The 16,983-nt window shown below is 67.9% G+C and carries 14 protein-coding genes; 12 read left to right on the plus strand and 2 right to left on the minus strand.

Features of this window, described 5'->3' with window-relative positions:
* Positions 1–79 precede the first annotated feature (79 nt).
* From FHX50_RS01005 to FHX50_RS01045, 9 genes are all read left to right on the plus strand, one after another.
* Positions 80–853: a biotin--[acetyl-CoA-carboxylase] ligase gene (locus FHX50_RS01005; RefSeq protein ID WP_183373614.1), complete on the plus strand. Its 774-nt coding sequence runs from the start codon at positions 80–82 to the stop codon at positions 851–853.
* The gene (locus FHX50_RS01010; protein WP_183373615.1) at positions 850–1,962 is read left to right on the plus strand and encodes an adenylate/guanylate cyclase domain-containing protein; all 1,113 of its coding nucleotides are present in this window, start codon (positions 850–852) and stop codon (positions 1,960–1,962) included. The genes FHX50_RS01005 and FHX50_RS01010 overlap by 4 nt, the downstream gene beginning before the upstream one ends.
* Before the next feature lie 73 nt (positions 1,963–2,035).
* Positions 2,036–2,731: a response regulator transcription factor gene (locus tag FHX50_RS01015; RefSeq protein ID WP_183373616.1), complete on the plus strand. Its 696-nt coding sequence runs from the start codon at positions 2,036–2,038 to the stop codon at positions 2,729–2,731.
* Positions 2,732–2,734: 3 nt separating this feature from the next.
* A complete protein-coding gene (locus tag FHX50_RS01020; protein ID WP_183373617.1) occupies positions 2,735–4,123 on the plus strand; it encodes an ATP-binding protein in 1,389 nt (462 codons plus the stop codon).
* A gap of 28 nt (positions 4,124–4,151) precedes the next feature.
* Complete coding sequence (locus FHX50_RS01025; RefSeq protein ID WP_183375233.1) at positions 4,152–5,303, plus strand: 5-(carboxyamino)imidazole ribonucleotide synthase; 1,152 nt, start codon at positions 4,152–4,154, stop codon at positions 5,301–5,303.
* A gap of 88 nt (positions 5,304–5,391) precedes the next feature.
* Complete coding sequence (gene purE, locus FHX50_RS01030; protein WP_183373618.1) at positions 5,392–5,967, plus strand: 5-(carboxyamino)imidazole ribonucleotide mutase; 576 nt, start codon at positions 5,392–5,394, stop codon at positions 5,965–5,967.
* Positions 5,968–5,997: 30 nt separating this feature from the next.
* Positions 5,998–6,723: an acyltransferase gene (locus FHX50_RS01035; RefSeq protein WP_183373619.1), complete on the plus strand. Its 726-nt coding sequence runs from the start codon at positions 5,998–6,000 to the stop codon at positions 6,721–6,723.
* Entirely contained in the window at positions 6,720–7,823 is a 1,104-nt protein-coding gene (locus tag FHX50_RS01040) for a DegT/DnrJ/EryC1/StrS family aminotransferase (RefSeq protein WP_183373620.1), read from the plus strand. The genes FHX50_RS01035 and FHX50_RS01040 overlap by 4 nt, the downstream gene beginning before the upstream one ends.
* Before the next feature lie 2 nt (positions 7,824–7,825).
* Positions 7,826–8,824 carry a Gfo/Idh/MocA family protein gene (locus tag FHX50_RS01045; protein ID WP_183373621.1) on the plus strand — a complete coding sequence of 333 codons (999 nt, stop codon included), beginning with the start codon at positions 7,826–7,828 and terminating at the stop codon, positions 8,822–8,824.
* 111 nt (positions 8,825–8,935) lie between these two features.
* Here FHX50_RS01045 and FHX50_RS01050 read toward each other — a convergent pair whose 3' ends face one another.
* Complete coding sequence (locus FHX50_RS01050) at positions 8,936–10,066, minus strand: glycosyltransferase (RefSeq protein WP_183373622.1); 1,131 nt, start codon at positions 10,064–10,066, stop codon at positions 8,936–8,938.
* Between the two features lie 148 nt (positions 10,067–10,214).
* Here FHX50_RS01050 and FHX50_RS01055 point away from each other — a divergent pair, with 148 nt between their 5' ends.
* From FHX50_RS01055 to FHX50_RS01065, 3 genes are read left to right on the plus strand one after another with little or no spacing between them, the layout of a single operon-like run.
* The gene (locus tag FHX50_RS01055) at positions 10,215–11,513 is read left to right on the plus strand and encodes an oligosaccharide flippase family protein (protein ID WP_183373623.1); all 1,299 of its coding nucleotides are present in this window, start codon (positions 10,215–10,217) and stop codon (positions 11,511–11,513) included.
* Between the two features lie 30 nt (positions 11,514–11,543).
* A complete protein-coding gene (locus FHX50_RS01060; RefSeq protein ID WP_183373624.1) occupies positions 11,544–13,280 on the plus strand; it encodes a glycosyltransferase family protein in 1,737 nt (578 codons plus the stop codon).
* The gene (locus FHX50_RS01065) at positions 13,277–15,403 is read left to right on the plus strand and encodes a DUF6541 family protein (protein ID WP_183373625.1); all 2,127 of its coding nucleotides are present in this window, start codon (positions 13,277–13,279) and stop codon (positions 15,401–15,403) included. The genes FHX50_RS01060 and FHX50_RS01065 overlap by 4 nt, the downstream gene beginning before the upstream one ends.
* 46 nt (positions 15,404–15,449) lie before the next feature.
* On the opposite strand, the gene FHX50_RS01070 is transcribed toward FHX50_RS01065, so the two are convergent.
* Positions 15,450–16,982: a glycosyltransferase gene (locus FHX50_RS01070; RefSeq protein WP_183373626.1), complete on the minus strand. Its 1,533-nt coding sequence runs from the start codon at positions 16,980–16,982 to the stop codon at positions 15,450–15,452.
* Position 16,983: the final 1 nt, after the last annotated feature.

Below are 16,983 nucleotides of genomic sequence, written 5' to 3' on the forward strand. Positions count from 1 at the left end.
CTACCCGCCTCCGCACTGTGATGCGCTACTCTCTCCGGGTGCCTTCCCCAGCCGACCAGCAGAAAGGGGCCATGCGGCCGTGGACGCGACCAGCCTGACCTTCGTCCCCTGGGCGAGCTCCACCAACGATCTGGTCTGCGAGGACGCGTTCGCCTCCCGCCGCACACCGTTCGCCGTCGCCACCTTCGATCAGCGCTCCGGCCGGGGCCGACAGGGACGCACCTGGCAGAACCGACCCGGCGACTCCCTCGCCCTCACCTATGTGCTGCGCCCCAGGATCGAACGGGACCAGTGGGGCTGGCTGTCGCTGGCGATGGCGCTCGCGGTGCAGGACGCTCTGGAGGACAGCGTCGGCGCGGCCGTCGAGCTCAAATGGCCGAACGACGTCCTCGACGCCGACGGGCGCAAGCTCGCCGGAATCCTCGCGGCCGTGGACGGTGAGCGCGTCGCCGTGGGAGTCGGAGTGAACCTGCGCGGCGGAATCGACGCGGGCGACCCTCTCCTCGCGAATGCCGGCACCGTTGAGGCGGTGATCGGCCGCAGTCCTGATGACGGGGAGCGGGAGCGGATCGCTCGCGCGATCTGCGCAGCCATGGACCACTGGGTCCAGCGTCTGGAGACTCGGACGGGTGCTGATGAGATGGCCTCGATCTATCGTGAGAGATGTGTCACGATCTCACGAGCGGTGCACGTGGTCGATCAGACCGGCTCCGCCACCATCCGCGGCACCGCCGAGACCGTCGACTCCGTCGGCCGACTCGTCATCTGCGCGGTCGACGGGACCCGCACGACCGTCACCGCCGGGGACGTCCACCTGGTGCCGGATACGAACGAGAGGAGCGTTGGTGTATGAGCTCTGCCGAGCCCAGTGACGGTGCCGTCCCCACCGTCACCGCGGAGATGAGCATTCCGCAGCAGCTCAACCGGCGCTTCGCACGCGTCCGCCAGAGCGTCGGCGCTCTCGAACGAGTGCTCCTGCAGGGGCCGCGCACCCACTCCGCCCGCGAACTCCAGGCCCTCCACGGCCTGCCCGAGTCCCTGGTCGCGAAGTACTGGCGCGGGATGGGGTTCGGCGGCATTGATCATGACATCGCCGTCTTCACCGATGAGGATGCGGAGGCCATCGGCGAGCTCATCCGACTGGTCACCGACGGCGAGATCGACGAGGACACGTTCGTCAACTTCGCCCGCGGCTTCGGCTTCCACACCGGCCGCCTCGCCATGTGGCTCACCGAAGCCCTCGTGGACGAGGCGAAGGCCGGAGGCAAGGTCTCCGACTCTCAGGCCCGCATGCTCATGCTGGAGCGCGCCCCGGAGTTCCTCGGCGTGTTCGAACGCCAGGTCGTCTACGCCTTCCGTCGGCAGATGGCGTCCTACACGGCCCGCGCCGGATCGGAGATCCTCCGCAGCGTCGGCGAGTCCTGGTCCGACGAGGCGCTTCCGCTGCCGCGCGCCGTCGCCTTCGCCGACCTCGTCCAGTTCACCCGGCTTGCCCAGTCGATCGACGGGTTCGAGCTTGCTGACGTCATCAAGCAGTTCGAGGGTCTGTGCCGCGACATCATCTCCGAGGGCGGCGGCCGCGTGGTCAAGACCGTGGGCGACGAGATGATGTTCCTCGCCGACACGCCCGAGGACGGCGTCCGCATCGCCCTGTCCATCACCGAAGCCGTCGCCGCCAGCCCCATCCTGCCGGCGGTGCGCGTGGGGCTGACCTGGGGCAACATGTTCTCCCGCTACGGTGACGTGTTCGGTCCGCGCGTCAACCTCGCCGCCCGCCTCGAAGGCATCGCCGAACCCGGAGCCGTGGTGGTGGATCTGGAGACCGCCGAAACAGTGGACCGCGCCTTCCCCGGAGGGTTCAGCCGCGCCGAGGAGTGGTCAGTGGAACTGCAGGGAATCGGCCTGACCACCGTGGTGCGGCTGGAGCGCGCCGCCGCGTCCCGCATCGTCATCAACCGCTGAGCGGCCCGGAAGCACCCGGTATCCGCTCCGATCGCCCAGCGCTGTCAGCACCGGGCCGTTAGGATCAGGAACTGTGACTCGCCTACTTCTCGTCGAGGATGACTCGGCCATTGCAGAACCGCTGTCCCGCGCCCTGGACCGTGAGGGCTACTCCGTCATGCGCGCATCGCGCGGCATGGATGCCCTGGCCGCCGCCGCGCAGGAGGACCCGATCGACTTCGTGATCCTCGATCTCGGCCTGCCCGACATCGACGGACTCGAAGTGGCGCGCCGCCTCCGAAAGGGCGGCGTCACCGCCCCGATCCTGATCCTCACCGCCCGCGCCGATGAGGTCGACGCCGTGGTGGGCCTGGACGCCGGCGCCGATGACTACGTCACCAAACCGTTCCGCCTCGGTGAGCTGCAGGCCCGCATCCGTGCCCTGCTGCGCCGCACCCAGGCCGTGGAGGAGCAGTCCGACGCGTTCTCCGTCAACGGTGTGGAGCTCGACGCCTCCGCCCGCCGCGCCTACGTGGGCGGTGAGGAGCTCACCCTCAGCGCCAAGGAGTTCGACCTGCTCGCCGTGCTCATCCGCGAAGCGGGCTCCGTGGTGACCCGTGACGACCTCATGCGAGAGGTGTGGGGCGCCGAATGGTGGGGCTCCACCAAGACCCTCGACATGCACATCTCCTGGCTGCGCCGCAAGCTCGGCGACGACGCCACGAACCCGACCCGCATCACCACCGTGCGCGGAGTCGGCTTCCGCTTCGAGAACCCCGCCGAGAGCTGATTCATGCAGCGCAGGGTCCTGCAGGCCACCCTTGTCTCCGTGCTCCTGGTGGTTCTGCTCCTCGGCATTCCCCTCGGCACAGCCTGGCTGACCCTGGTGCAGAACAACCTCAGCAACTCGGGGCGCACCCTGCTGCAGTCCGTGGTCACCGCCACCGACGGTCGCCTCAACAACGGGCAGCGCATCGATGAGCCGATGCTGGAGCAGTACGTCGACCAGACAGCGGACCTCAACGTCCACATCTCCGTGACGTACGACGGCCGCACCGTGCAGGCCGGACAGCCGCCCGGGGAGAACCCCGTTGTGGTCTCCGCGGCCGGTTCCAATCGGCAGGTCGTGACGATCTCGATTCCGCAGTCGGATGTGCGCGCCCACACCGGCGGCGCGGTGGTGCTGATCGTGCTGACGGCGCTGAGCGCGATCGCGATCGCCATCTCCGTGGCGCTGTGGCAGGCGCAGAGGCTGTCGGCGCCCCTGACCAAGCTGACGCGCCGAGCCGCTGAGCTCGGCTCGGGCCGCGCCCGCACCCAGTGGCAGGAGTCCGGGATCGCGGAGATCGACATGGTGGCCGTGGAGCTCACGAAGTCCGGCATCGCGCTCACCGAACGGCTGGAGGCGGAGAGCGCGCTCGCCTCGGACGCATCCCACCAGCTGCGCACACCGCTGACGGCCCTGTCGATGCGCCTGGACGAGATCCTCGCAACCTCCTCGGAGGAATGGGTGCGGGACGAGGCGCGCGTGTCCCTGGAGCAGGTGGACCGCCTCACGAACGTGGTCAACGACCTCATCAACAAGCCGCGCTCCTCGCAGCGCCGAACCCCGGGCGTGGTGGAGCTGCGCAATGTGCTCACCCAGCAGAGCGAGGAGTGGAAGCACGCGTTCCGTCAGGCGGGCCGAGAGCTGCGCATCCACGTGCCGAAGTCCGCAGCGGTGTGGGCGTCCGATGGACCCCTCACGCAGGTGGTCGCCACCCTGATCGAGAACTCCCTCATGCACGGCGGCGGCACCACGAGCCTGAAGGTGCGCGCGAACTCGCACTCCACGGTGATCGAGGTGGCGGATCAGGGAGAGGGTGTGGACCCGACGGTCGGCACGCGCATCTTCGAACGGTCCGTGCAGGGCCCGAAGTCCACCGGCACCGGTGTGGGCCTTGCGCTCGCCCGCACGCTGGTGGAGGACGACGGCGGCCGGCTGGAGCTGCTGCAGGAGCAGCCGGCGGTGTTCGGCGTCTTCCTCATCACCGCCCCGGGGGAGGGCAGCGACGGCGATGTGGTCCTCGGGGAGTCAACGCTCACCTCCCGTGCCAGCGCGAACGAGGCCGACGGGTTCTCCCAGGGCCGAGTGATGAGCCGCCAGGAGCGGCGGGCGCAGCAGGCGCAGTCCCAGCGCTGATCGGTCCTCGCCTAGAATGGTCGCCGTGATGACTGATTCTGCGCCCTCCACCGTTCGCACCATCGGCGTTGTGGGAGGCGGGCAGCTCGCCCGCATGATGATCCCCGCCGCCATCGAACTCGGTCTGGACATCGCCGTCCTCGCCGGCAGCGACACGGAGTCCGCCGCACAGGTCGCTCACCGAGTGGAGATCGGCAGCCACGAGGACGCCGATGCAGTTGCGGCCTTCGCTGCGAGCGTCGATGCCGTCACCTTCGACCACGAGCACGTTCCCCAGGACATCCTCCGCGCCCTGGAGGCCGACGGGATCGCTGTGCGCCCCGGGGCCGACGCCCTCATCCACGCACAGGACAAACTGGTGATGCGCGAGCGCCTCACCGAGCTCGGCCACCCCTGCCCCCAATGGTGGCGGATCACCAGCCGCGCTGACCTCGAACGGGCACTGGAGGAAGCCGGCGGCCGCATCGTGGTGAAGACCGCCCGCGGCGGCTATGACGGCCACGGCGTCGCCGTCATCTCCTCGGCCGATGAGGTCGCCGACTGGCTGGAGCGCGGTGATGACCTCCTCGCCGAGCAGCTGGTGCCGTTCACTCGGGAGCTGTCCGCGCAGGTGGCGCGCCGCCCCGGGGGACAGGTCGCCGCCTATCCGGTGGTGGAGAGCGAACAGAAGGACGGCGTGTGCTTTCGCGTCGCCGCCCCCGCTCCCGGACTGTCCGCTGAACGCGATGCCGAGATCCGCGGCCTCGCTGAGCGCATCGCCGAGGACCTCGGCGTGGTGGGCATGCTCGCCGTGGAGCTGTTCGAACTGGCCGACGGCACCGTTCTCGTCAACGAGCTGGCCATGCGGCCGCACAACACGGGGCACTGGTCGATGGACGGCTGTGTCACCTCCCAGTTCGAGCAGCATCTGCGCGCTGTTGCCGATCTGCCGCTGGGCTCCACGGAGCCGCTGCGTCCCGCCGCTGTGATGGTGAACCTGCTGGGCGGCACCCGCGAGGACCTCGTGGAAGGCGGGCGGATCGCGGTCGAGCAGGACCCGTCGGCCACCATCCACCTGTACGGCAAGGGCGTGCGTCCCGGCCGCAAGGTGGGGCACGTGAACCTGACCGGTGAGGACATGGACGAGGTGACCGCTCGGGGGATCCGCGCCGCCGCCACCATCGTCGACGCTGACGACTGACCCGCCCCGCCGGCCGGCCCGCGCCGTCGGCTGACCCGCCCCGCTTCCATCCACCGACCACCCGCTGACCTTCCCGAAAGAGGACGCGATGACTGACACCACCCCCGCCGCCGACTCCACCGCTTCCGACGCCACCGGCGCCCCGGACGCCCACGCCGCTGGACGCCCGCTGGTCGGCATCGTGATGGGCTCCGACTCCGACTACCCCGTGATGAAGGACGCGCACGAAGCGCTCACCGAGTTCGGCATCGAATGCGAGGTCGGCGTGGTCAGCGCCCACCGCATGCCGGAGGACATGATCGAGTGGGGCCGCACCGCCGAAGCGCGGGGCCTGCGCGTCATCATCGCCGGCGCCGGCGGCGCCGCCCACCTTCCCGGCATGCTCGCCTCCGTCACCACGCTGCCCGTGATCGGGGTGCCGGTGCCGCTCAAGCACCTCGACGGCATGGACTCCCTGCTGTCGATCGTGCAGATGCCCGGCGGTGTGCCGGTGGCGACCGTCTCCGTCGGCGGTGCGAAGAACGCCGGACTGCTCGCGGCGCGCATCCTCGGCGCGAACAACACCGAGCACGGCGCCCAGCTGCGTGAGCGGATGGTCACATATCAGCAGGAACTGCGAGAACTGGCCGTCTCCAAGGGAGAATCGCTGCGCCGCTCCCTCTGACTGACAGTCGGGAAATGTAGGCTCGAAGCCATGAACGACTCCACCGCATCGGCCCCGAGCGAGGGCCGCTTCCGCGTCGCGCCCGGCGCCGACGTCTCCGACGCCGCCCAGATCGGCGACGGCTCCTCCATCTGGCACCTGGCACAGGTCCGCGAGAACGCGGTCCTCGGCGAGAACTGCATCGTCGGCCGCGGCGCCTACATCGGCACCGGCGTCACCATGGGCCACGGCTGCAAGGTGCAGAACTACGCCCTCGTGTATGAACCGGCGAAGCTGGCCGACGGAGTCTTCGTCGGCCCCGCCGCCGTCTTCACCAACGACCACTTCCCGCGCGCCGTCAACCCCGACCTCACGCCGAAGGACGCCAGTGACTGGGAGCCCGTCGGCGTCACCGTGGAGGAGGGCGCCGCCATCGGAGCCCGCGCCGTCTGCATCGCCCCCGTGACGATCGGCGCCTGGGCGACCGTCGCCGCCGGCGCCACCGTCACCCGCGACGTGCCCCCGCACGCCCTCGTGGCGGGTGTTCCCGCGAAGCGCCTCGCCTGGGTGGGCCGCGCAGGGGTTCCTCTGAAGCCCGCCGACGACGGCACCGATGCCTGGGTCTGCCCCCAGACCGGCGCCTGGTATGTCCCCGACGAGACCACCGGCGGTCTGCGCGCCGCCGACTCCCAGCCCGCACCCGCCACCAGCACCGAACCCGCCGGCTCCGGCGAGACTGACTCCGACACCGCACAGATCGAGAAGGATTCCGAATGAACAAGCCCATGATCCCCGCCGCGAAGCCGATCATCGGCGACGATGAGCGCCGCGCTGTCGACCGTGTCCTCGCCTCCGGCATGGTGGCGCAGGGCCCCGAAGTCGCCGAGTTCGAGAAGGAGTTCTCTGCTCAGCTCGCCGGCAGTCGTGAATGCGTCGCCGTCAACTCCGGCACCTCCGGTCAGCACCTCGGCCTGCTGGCCTCCGGCGTGAAGCCGGGCGACGAGGTCATCGTCCCGTCGTTCACCTTCGCCGCCACCGCCAACTCCGTCGCCGTCATCGGCGCCACCCCCGTGTTCGTCGACATCGACATCGACACCTTCTGCATCGACCCGTCGGCCATCGAGGACGCCATCACGGACCGCACCGTGGGCATCCAGCCGGTCCACCTGTACGGCCACCCGGCCGCGATGGACCGCATCCTCGAGATCGCGAAGAAGCACAGCCTGTTCGTGGGGGAGGACGCCGCGCAGGCGCACGGCGCTGAGCTGAACGGCCAGCAGGTCGGCACCTTCGGCCAGTGGGCGATGTTCTCGCTGTACCCGACCAAGAACATGACCTCCGGTGAGGGCGGCATGGTCTCCGCTGAGGGACCCGAGATCGCCCGCACCCTCCGCCTGCTGCGCAACCAGGGCATGGAGAAGCAGTACGCGAACGAGATCCCCGGCCTCAACAACCGCATGACCGACATCCACGCCGCGATCGGCCGCGTCCAGCTCACCAAGCTGGAGGAGTGGACGAAGCGCCGCCAGGAGCTCGCCGCCCACTTCGACGCCAACCTGCAGGGCGTTGTGGTGCCGAAGGTCGCCGACGGCGCCACCCACGTGTACCACCAGTACACGATCCGCATCGACGGCGCGTCCGCCCAGGAGCGCGACCGCTTCGCGCAGGCTCTGCGTGAGGAGCACGGCGTGGGCTGCGGCGTGTACTACCCGACCCCGGTGCACCGCCTGCCGGCGTTCGAGCTGGAGCTCGACCTGCCGAACACGGAGAAGGCGGCCCGCGAGGTGCTGTCCCTGCCCGTCCACCCGAGCGTCAGCGATGCGGACCGTGACCGCATCGTCGAGGCAGTCAACGCCGTCGCAACCGCAGGAGCCTGAGCATGACGAAGAATCTCCGCGCCGGCCTCATCGGCCTCGGCATGATGGGCCGCCACCACGCACGCAACCTCATGAACCTCGAGGGCGTGGACCTCGTGGCAGTGGCGGACCCGGGCGGCGACCCGCACGGCGCCGCCCCCGGCTACGACATCCTCCCCGGTGTTGAGGAGCTGGTGAAGGCCGGCATCGACTACGCCGTTGTCGCCGTGCCCACCGCCTTCCACCACGATGTTGCGATGACGCTCGCTGAGGCAGGCGTGCACACGCTCGTGGAGAAGCCCCTCGCGTTCGACATCCAGGAGGCCGAAGCGATCACCGAAGCGTTCGAGTCCCGCGGGCTCATCGGCGCGGTCGGCTACATCGAGCGGTACAACCCGGCCCTGCAGGCGATGCGCAAGCGACTCGAGGACGGCCAGCTCGGTGAGCTCTACCAGATCACCACGCGCCGGCAGGGGATCTTCCCCGCCCGCATCGCCGACGTGGGCGTGGTCAAGGACCTCGCCACGCACGACCTCGACCTCACCGCCTGGGTGGCGCAGTCCCACTTCCAGTCGGTCGCAGCGGTGTCCACCGGCAAGTCCGGCCGCGAATACGAGGACATGGTGTCCGTGACGGGCCGCCTGGAGAACGGCATCATCACCAACCACCTGGTGAACTGGCTGTCCCCGTTCAAGGAGCGCACCACTGTGGTCACCGGCGAGAAGGGCGCCCTCGTGGGCGACACCGTCACCGCCGACCTCTGGTTCTACGAGAACGGCGAATCCACTACGAACATGTGGGACTCCTTCGCCAGCTTCCGCGGCGTCAGCGAGGGCGACAAGATCCGCTACGCCCTCAACCGGAAGGAACCGCTCGCCACCGAGCACGAAGCGTTCCGCGACGCCGTCCTCGGCAGGGGTGACAACTACGTCACCATGCGCGACGGCCTGCACACCGTGCGCGCCGTGGAGGCCGTGCTGGAGAGCGCGGCGAACAACACGGTGGTCAGCCTCGGCGCCTGAGCCTGAGTCGGAGCCTTTCCGGCTGACTGAAGGGTCCTCGGTCGCGTGAGCGTCCGAGGACCCTTCTTCATGTTTCGGGAGCGATGACCTTCACGGGGAGGGGCGCGGCGCTCAGCGGCTCAGGAGACTGCAGTAGTGCCCGTCCAGCTCTGACGCACCGCGCCGGACGCTGCGCTTCTCGACCACGAAGCTGCGGGCGGTACGGCTGATCTGGCGTCGCGTCTCGGTGTCCTGCGGCGTCCACTCCAGAATCGCTCGGGCAGCGTCGTCGGGCGTGGGGGAGTCACCGGTGATGACGCGGCCTGTGACGCCGTCCTCTACCATCTCCGCTTTTCCGTCGCCGCCGGTGACGACGGCGGCCATACCGCAGGCCTGGGCCTCCAGGATCACCAGCCCCGCACCTTCGCTGTGCGACAGCAGCAGGAGCAGGTCCGAGGACCTCATCAGCTCCCGTACGCCTGCACGGCTCTGCGCGCCGAGGAAGCGAATGTGCGGGTGGTCCTCCGCCTTCGCCTCCAGCGCGGATCTCTCCGGTCCGTCACCGACGATCAGCAGCTCGTGCTCAAGTGTGCCGTGCGCTCGGATGGAGGCGTCGATCGCGAGGTCGACGCGCTTGCGCGGAATCAGACCGCCGACATAGAGCAGCCGACGTGGACGGTCTTCTGCGATCCCACTGGTATCCGGTGAGAAGTACTCTGTGTCGATGCCCTGGTAGTGGACATGCAGACGATCCGCCGGCGCACCCGCCCGCAGCGCAAGCCGGCGCTGATGCTCGCTGACCGCCAACAGCAGGTCCGAGTCGCGGAAGGCCTGCTGCACCTGCTTCCTGTGAACGCGCTGCAGACCACGCGGGTCTGACCGGAGTGCGTGGACGACGTCAGTACCGTGCAGTGTGGTGACGAGCGGGACGTCGAGCGCCCGAGCTGCTGAGCGGGCACCGGAGGACCAGGTGCCGTGATGCTGATGGATGAGGTCCGGGCGCAGTCGCGTCAGCGTGCGCGCCTGGAGGGGCATCGCGAACTTCGCCAGTGCTGAACGCGTCCGGTAGGAGCGCGGGATGGTCAAAGCGGGAAGCACGGGGGTGGTCACCGTCCCCGGATCCACGCGGGCCGCGAGCGGGACGACGGCGAAGCTGTACGGCTCACCGCGCCGACGCAGCTCCTCCGCGTGCTCGGTGACGAAGTAGGTGGGAGGGATCGCCAGCAGAGCTGTGCTGAGCGCTATACGCGCAGAGGAATCCATCGTGCCGTGACCTCTCCTTCAACGTGCATCACATCTCCGCCCCGGCGGGCCGCGGTGCTAGCCTACCTCGGGCCCGTCCACTAGCATTGACGAGTCTGCGTCAGCACAGCATGCGGATCGAGCACGCGCGGAGGAGGTGGGGACGCCGGTGGCGTTGAAAGCCCGGATCATTGAGCTGTCCAAGCGGACCACTCAGAAATATCCCCTGCTCGGGCACATCGCAGTCCTGGCGTCCGGAACCGCAGTCGCTCAGATGGTGGCGCTGATCGCGTCGATCTTCACTGCTCGAATGTTCACCCCCGAAGAATTCGGGCAGTTCGCCATCTACGGGTCCTTGGTCGCTATCGCTGCGACCGTGGCATCGCTGCGGATGGACCTGACGATCGTCCTTCCCGAGAGCGCCGACGAAGCTCGTCGGATCGTGCGCATCGCCACGATCAGCAACATGATCGTCGCTGCTGTGGTCGCAGCAGCGGCTTTCGCACTCCATGGGCTGATCGTCGACGTGTACGGCAGCGAGGACCTCGCCCGCTGGATGCCACTGGCCGGACTGTCAGTGTTCTTCCTCGCTCAGGCGACTGTCCTTCAGTACTGGTTCAACAGGAACAAGGACTACCGCACGATCTCACTCAACCGAGTGCAGCAGATGGTCGGATCCAGCGGCGGACAGGTTGCTGCTGGACTTCTGGGACAGCGGCACCTGCTGGGACTCATCCTCGGAACGATGGTCGGGCCGGCGTTCGCCTATTTCAATCTTCGCCGCAAGTCCCATGCTGTGCGGGAGCCGATTCCCGCGGGTGTGGCAAGCAAACGTGATCTGCTGATCCGGTACAAGAAGATGCCGCTACTCAACCTGCCGAACGCTCTGATCGACGGCATCCGCATCAACGGAATTCCACTGATGATCGGCCTGGTTGCTTTGGACTCGGTGGGCCAGTTCAGCCGTGCATGGACCATCATGATGGTGCCGATCGGCCTGATGAACGGCGCGGTGTCACAGGTGTTCTTCCAGAAGCTGTCCCGTGTCGAACCCGGCGACATGCGGCCTTTGGTGGCCGCAACGATCAAACGGGCCCTGCTCATCACGGTGTTCCCGTTCGGCCTTATCTACATTCTGGCGCCCTGGATGTTCCTTTTCCTCTTCGGCCCCCAATGGGACATGTCCGGAGACATCGCCCGCGCTCTGACTCCGTGGCTCGCCATGCAGCTCGTGACCTCCCCGATCTCGACGCTGTTCGTCGTCACGGAGAACCAGGAATGGCTGCTGATCTTCTCCATCGTCTTCGCTGCCACCCCCCTGAGCCTCCTGTTCTTCTCACCACTGGCTCTGGTCCCGACTCTGACGATCATCGGCTTCGCGATGGCGTTCCTCCTGGTTGTCCTCCTGGTCATGGCGATGATCGCGGCAACCGGATTCGACAAGCGCGCCGAACGAGCGCTCGCATGACACAGGGCAGCCCGAAAGGAGCAACCAGGCATGAACATTCTGCTCATCAGCAGCAGATCTGAATCCGGCAGCCAGGCACACGTGCGAGGCCTCGCCTGGCAGGATGCTCCGCTGCTGGACCGCATCACGGAGCGATTGAACCGCCGCGGTGACGACGTCGAGCATGTCGTGCTCGTCCCGGCCGACCGGTGGTCCCGCACCCGCCCCGGTCGCAGCTCCCACTTTTCGACTGGTGAACAGATCCGTGAGTACGCCGTTGGTGAACAGATCCGTGAGTACGCCGTCTCGGGCCCGGCGGCGGGCCAGTGCCAGTCGCAGTCGTGGCGCCGCCGCGCTGCGCGGGCGCTTCGCGCCCTCGGCACGCAGCGTCCTGACGTGATCATCGCCGTTGGCGCTGAGGAGGCCCTGGCGCTGAGCCATGACCTGTCCGTTGCATCCGGCGTTCCGTTCATGGCAGTGGTGACGCCGGGCGTGGCTCCGTCCCGCAGTCGCCGAGCCCGCGAGGCGTTCGGCCACGCACTGCAGGAAGCGGCGACCATCATCGCTGACGATTCGCAAGCCCAGCAGCTGCTCGCGCAGTGGCCGCTCTTCACCCTCGTCCGTTCCGATGACGAATCCCCACACGCCCTTGCTGATCTCCTCCTCTCGAATGTGGAGGATGCTGCTGCGAGTGCGGCGCGGCCCCGGATGTTGTTCCATGCACCGTTCGAACTCGCTGCAGCTCCGACGAGCGCGAGCCGTCAGCGTCCGAACAAGATGTACGAGGCATTCCTCGACGCCGGGTACCAGGTGTCACTGATCCATGGCGACCCGCTTCAGAGGGCACAGGACTTTCAGCGAGCACGGCGTCGGGTGGACGCCGGCCAGAGAATCGACTTCGCGTACTCGGAGAACTCCACCCAACCGAACCTGTTGTCGACCAGTGCCTTCCGAGGGCTTGCCCCTCTGCTCGAGCTGCGGATCCTGGCGTGGTGCGATCGCCGTGGCATCCCCTACGGGCAGTTCTATCGAGACGTCTATTGGCGCTTCCCGGAGAAGCAGAAGAGCGTTCCGCTGCTGCGCCGACTGCTGATGCAGCTGGCGTATCGGGTCGACCTCTGGGGCCTGCGGCGGTTCCGCGCCCACCTGTTCCTGCCGTCGCTGGCGATGGCTGAGCATCTGCCCGGTCCCGCCGTGCCATCGACCGCCCTGCCGCCGGGCGCCCAGGTCAGGGAGGCCCGCACAGGCAGCGGACTCTCCCTCCTCTACGTGGGAGGAGTGGGACCCGGGCACGAGATCGACGACATGCTCGCTGCGGTCAAGCAGACACCGTCGGCTTCGCTGGTGGTGGTGGTCCCCGAAGCGTCCTGGGCACGATTCGGATCGACCTACGACGACCTCCTCTGCGATCGCGTGACCGTCGAGCACGCCGGGTCCAACGAGCTCGGGCGCTTCTACGACCAGGCGTCGGCCTGCCTCCTCCTGGTGCGTCCGAATCAGTACAGACGCTTTGCGGTGCCGATGAAGCTGTTCGAATACATCGGCTTCGGCAAGCCGGTCATCGCGTCAGCGCAGACCTTGGCCGGTGACATGGTCGACGACCTGGATGTGGGCTTCTCCGTCCCGTATGACCGGGACAGCATCGCGGCACTCCTGCGATCGCTCACCGACGATCCCGCACGACTGGAGCGAGCTGCCGAGAACGCCCGCACAGAGCGGCACAGCCAGACCTGGCAGAAGCGGGCGACCACAGCAGCCGAGGTTCTGACTGCTGGAGCGGACGGATGAGTTCAGGACACATTGTGCAATGGCTCCCGCTGCTTCCGTGGGCACTCGTCTTCGCCGTCCTCCTCTATCTACCGGGCGGAGTCGCACTGCTGCTCATGCGGACCTCGCTGACCCGTGCAGTCGCAGGCGCCCCGCTCATCACTGCGGTGATGCTCGGAGTGGGTGGAGTCGTCGCTCAGCGCTGGGGGATCCGATACGGAGTGCTCACCTATCTGCTGCTCACCCTCGCCCTATGGCTGGGTGCCTATGCGGCGCGTCGAGCAGCGACCCTCCGTTCCGAGGTCCGATCGGGGCAGGCGCAGGGCTCGTCGGCTGTCAGACCGCGCTGGGGTCGCGGCGAGGCGGCGGGACTGATCGCGCTGATGGCTGTCGCCGTCACGTTCCTGTGGCTGCCGGTGGTCCTCACGGTCGATCCGACCCTGCCCAATCCCCGCGTGGACCCGATGTACCACTACAACGTGCTGGATGCGATCGGTGAGACCGGGACCGTGTCCATGTTCGCCGCGGTGGACTTCATGTACGGGATTCAGGTTCGGCACGTCACCTACCCGACGATCTGGCACGCCCTCACCGTTCTGGGTATCCCCGCCATCGGTGTTGTGGAAGCCGCGCACGTCGTGTCCTACCTCCTGATCCCCATCGTCTTCGCCGTCAATTCGGCGCTGCTGGTCCGCGTGGTGTTCCGCGGCCGCAGGTGGGCGATGCACATCGGCGTTCTGGCCGCAGCTCTGTTCCCGGCTTTCCCCGCCGGGATGGCGTACACCAAGTCCTTCTGGCCGAACGCGTTGGCAGTGTCCTTCCTGCCGGGACTTCTCGTCATCCTCCTGCTCTTCCTGCGGGAGAGCCGTTGGGGGCGGCTCCGACGGGCTCCGGGGTCCCTGGTGCTCAGCGGACTGATCCTCATCGCCTGCACGGGCGGCCTGGGCATGACTCACCCGTCAGTGTTCTTCAGCTTCCTGGTGATCGCCCTGCCCCTTGTGGTGGCGGTGATCGCCCGCTCCAGCCGGACCTTCAGGCGGGCACTCAGCCGACGGGCGCTGACCCTGACGGCGATCGGGGGAGCAGTCATCGTCCTGGGCGGCGCGGCTCTCTTGCTGGCGCCAGCACAGGTGCGCTCGTTCCTGCTGAGGGATTCGATCGCGGGGTGGAACGACGTCCTGCTGAAGGTGGTCAGCATTCTCGCGAACTGGCCGACGGATCTGACGAAGCCGCAGGGGGTGCTGAGCGCGGCCGTCTATCTGCCGCTCATCCTGTTCGGCGTTGCGCTGCTCGCACGGCGCCCCGGCGCCCGTTGGGTCGGCGTTGCCTGGTTGCTGCAGACCCTCATCCTCCTCGGTGCCTACTTCCCGCTGCCGGTGCTGAGCGCCGTCTCCGGCCTGTGGTATTCCGACACGTTCCGGCTGATGGCAGTCCAGGTGACCATTCTGCCGCTGGCAGTGGCCGCTGTCTTCTTCTGGGCGCTGGACCGCCGAGGGGAGCGCGAGCCGGTCGCAGGGTCCTGGGGGACCCGGCTCCCGCGGCTCTGGGCCGGCGGCACTGTGGCAGCGGCGCTGGTGGGGTCCGCCTACATCAGTTCGGTGTCCGCATCGATGGTGGGGTCGGGCGATACGCAGGACCGTCCGCTCACAGGGTATGACGAGGCGGCGCTCCTCGATCGCCTCGGCCGGGACCTGCCGGAGGGATCCGTCGTCATAGGCGACCCCGCAACCGGTATCGCCTATCTTCCGCTGAACTCGGACGTGGACTCGGTGTTCACGCAGATGAACGTTCGCGAGGTCGACCGCGACGGCATCTTCCTCAAGGACAACTTCGGCTACATCAGGCAGGATCCCCGGGTCTGCCAGCTGCTGCGGCACTACGGCATCCAGTACTTCTATGAGGATGAGCCGATCTCGTACAACGAGTCCGAGCGTGAAGAGGCGATGCCCGGCTTCTACGGTGTCGACACCTCGGACGGCTTCACTCTGATCGACCAGAGCGGAAGCGCGAAGTTGTGGCGCATCGACGTCTGCGGAGAGATCGATCCGCCGATGCAGTGGTGGAGCCGCACCGATCGCGCCGTGCCGCAGGTGGATCGGGTGGAGGGAGTCAGCGGGCGCCCTTCCACAGCATCCATCGACTAGTCAGTCAGCGGAGTCCCGCAGGCCCCTGCACGACGATGACGGGGCGTCAGCCCTTGAGAAGACCGACGTAGTCGGCGCGAACCTCATCCTCGCGTCGGTTCTCCTGGACCCAACGGCGAACCGATGCGGAGGTGCTCTCGTACGGGGCGTCCTCCACCAGGGCGAGGATGCGCTCCGCAGCCTCAGCAGGTGTTCCGATGGTCCATTCGGCGGGATAGATCGCCTGGGCCCCACCCCACGGAGCGATGTCCGGCCAGTTGCGCACCACGGGGATGCAGCCGGCAGCGGCGGCCTCCGCAACGGACTCATGGGTGCCCTCTGAGACCGACGACGACAGCAGGAACCCTGACTGGGCGAGGACCTCCGGGATGTCGTCGCGGAAACCCTCCTCGCGCACCCCGCTGCCGAACTGTTCGATTCTGCTTTCGACTTCGTCCGCCCAGGCTCGCGTCGCCGCCGTGGAAGTCGTCGACAGCGGCCGTCCGATCAGACGCAGGTGGAAACGCGGATCCCGGGCACGCAGATGCTCCAGGACGTCCAAAGAGAACAGGACGTCCTTGACGGGAACGGACCAGCCCACCTGGACGAGCGCGAAGCGGTCCCTGAAAGGACTGTCGGCGGCGAAGAACTCGGTGAAGTCGTGGACGTTGTGAACCACGGGCAGGTGCTGCGTCTGTGCGAGCCGTGGCGAGCTCGTCTCCATGAGGCGGCGCAGCGCCGGGGTGACGAAGCAGACGGCATCGTAGAAGCCGCCCCGGACGAGCATCGGATAGGGCGTGAGTGTCTCGTAGCGGTGGATCCGCGCAACGGCGCGCACGGAGCAGTCGGTGAGGTCGAGGAAGCTGAACCAGGCAAAGGTCTCGGCTCCCCATTCGACGAATGCGACATCCGCCCATGCCAGATGCGGAGCGAGGCTCTTCGGCACAGGAGAGAGCCTGCGGCGTGTGTTCCATCGGTCGCGCTGGCGAAGAACGGTTCCCCACGTGGGGCGCTCCGACAGCGGCAGAGCGGAGACATCGAAGGTGCGGAACTCGATCTCCGTGTTGGCGGCGAGGTCGCTCTGCACACGATCGATGAATGTCCACGAGGAGTGGCAGAGGATGAGCACCTTGAGTGGTGAGCTGCCGGCAGCCCGATCGGATGCAGCCGAGGGGATGGGGGAGTCCGGGCGGACCAGAAGCTCGTTGGAGCTGTGGGCGCTGCGCAGGACTCCGATGAACTCGGAGTTGTTGTGCATCAGGGGAGAACGAGTCGCCCCGGCGTGCATGGTGCGGTGGTACATCAGTCGCACGGCCAGATTGCGCAGGCGCCTGGCAACCGCAGCATGTCCGGCCATGCCGTCCGCGGCGGCGAGGAGCTCCGCGGCGATGGATCTCAGCTCATCCCACGGCAACGGTGTGCCCGTGTCCAGGCGGTGCAGCGCCTGCGCGGCGCGAGTGACGAGTCGTGCGCTGCGGGGGGACCACGCGGCGGCCCAGATTCGGTCGACGACACCGGCGCCGGAATCGGAGCCCAGGCGAGTGAGCATGCGGTTGTGCGCGAAATCCGCGATCTGGTCCGGACGTGGAATGGTGATCAAT

Origin of the sequence: Helcobacillus massiliensis (assembly GCF_014191425.1) — a bacterium.
Taxonomy (GTDB): Bacteria; Actinomycetota; Actinomycetes; order Actinomycetales; family Dermabacteraceae; genus Helcobacillus; species Helcobacillus massiliensis.

What these genes read in the sequence shown, in the direction of transcription:
- FHX50_RS01010 (WP_183373615.1), top strand. Translation starts at nt 850, where the DNA reads ATGAGCTCTGCCGAGCCCAGTGACGGTGCCGTCCCCACCGTCACCGCG.
- FHX50_RS01020 (WP_183373617.1), top strand. Translation starts at nt 2,735, where the DNA reads ATGCAGCGCAGGGTCCTGCAGGCCACCCTTGTCTCCGTGCTCCTGGTG.
- FHX50_RS01025 (WP_183375233.1), top strand. Translation starts at nt 4,152, where the DNA reads ATGACTGATTCTGCGCCCTCCACCGTTCGCACCATCGGCGTTGTGGGA.
- purE (WP_183373618.1), top strand. Translation starts at nt 5,392, where the DNA reads ATGACTGACACCACCCCCGCCGCCGACTCCACCGCTTCCGACGCCACC.
- FHX50_RS01035 (WP_183373619.1), top strand. Translation starts at nt 5,998, where the DNA reads ATGAACGACTCCACCGCATCGGCCCCGAGCGAGGGCCGCTTCCGCGTC.
- FHX50_RS01040 (WP_183373620.1), top strand. Translation starts at nt 6,720, where the DNA reads ATGAACAAGCCCATGATCCCCGCCGCGAAGCCGATCATCGGCGACGAT.
- FHX50_RS01045 (WP_183373621.1), top strand. Translation starts at nt 7,826, where the DNA reads ATGACGAAGAATCTCCGCGCCGGCCTCATCGGCCTCGGCATGATGGGC.
- FHX50_RS01050 (WP_183373622.1), bottom strand. Translation starts at nt 10,066, where the DNA reads ATGGATTCCTCTGCGCGTATAGCGCTCAGCACAGCTCTGCTGGCGATC.
- FHX50_RS01060 (WP_183373624.1), top strand. Translation starts at nt 11,544, where the DNA reads ATGAACATTCTGCTCATCAGCAGCAGATCTGAATCCGGCAGCCAGGCA.
- FHX50_RS01065 (WP_183373625.1), top strand. Translation starts at nt 13,277, where the DNA reads ATGAGTTCAGGACACATTGTGCAATGGCTCCCGCTGCTTCCGTGGGCA.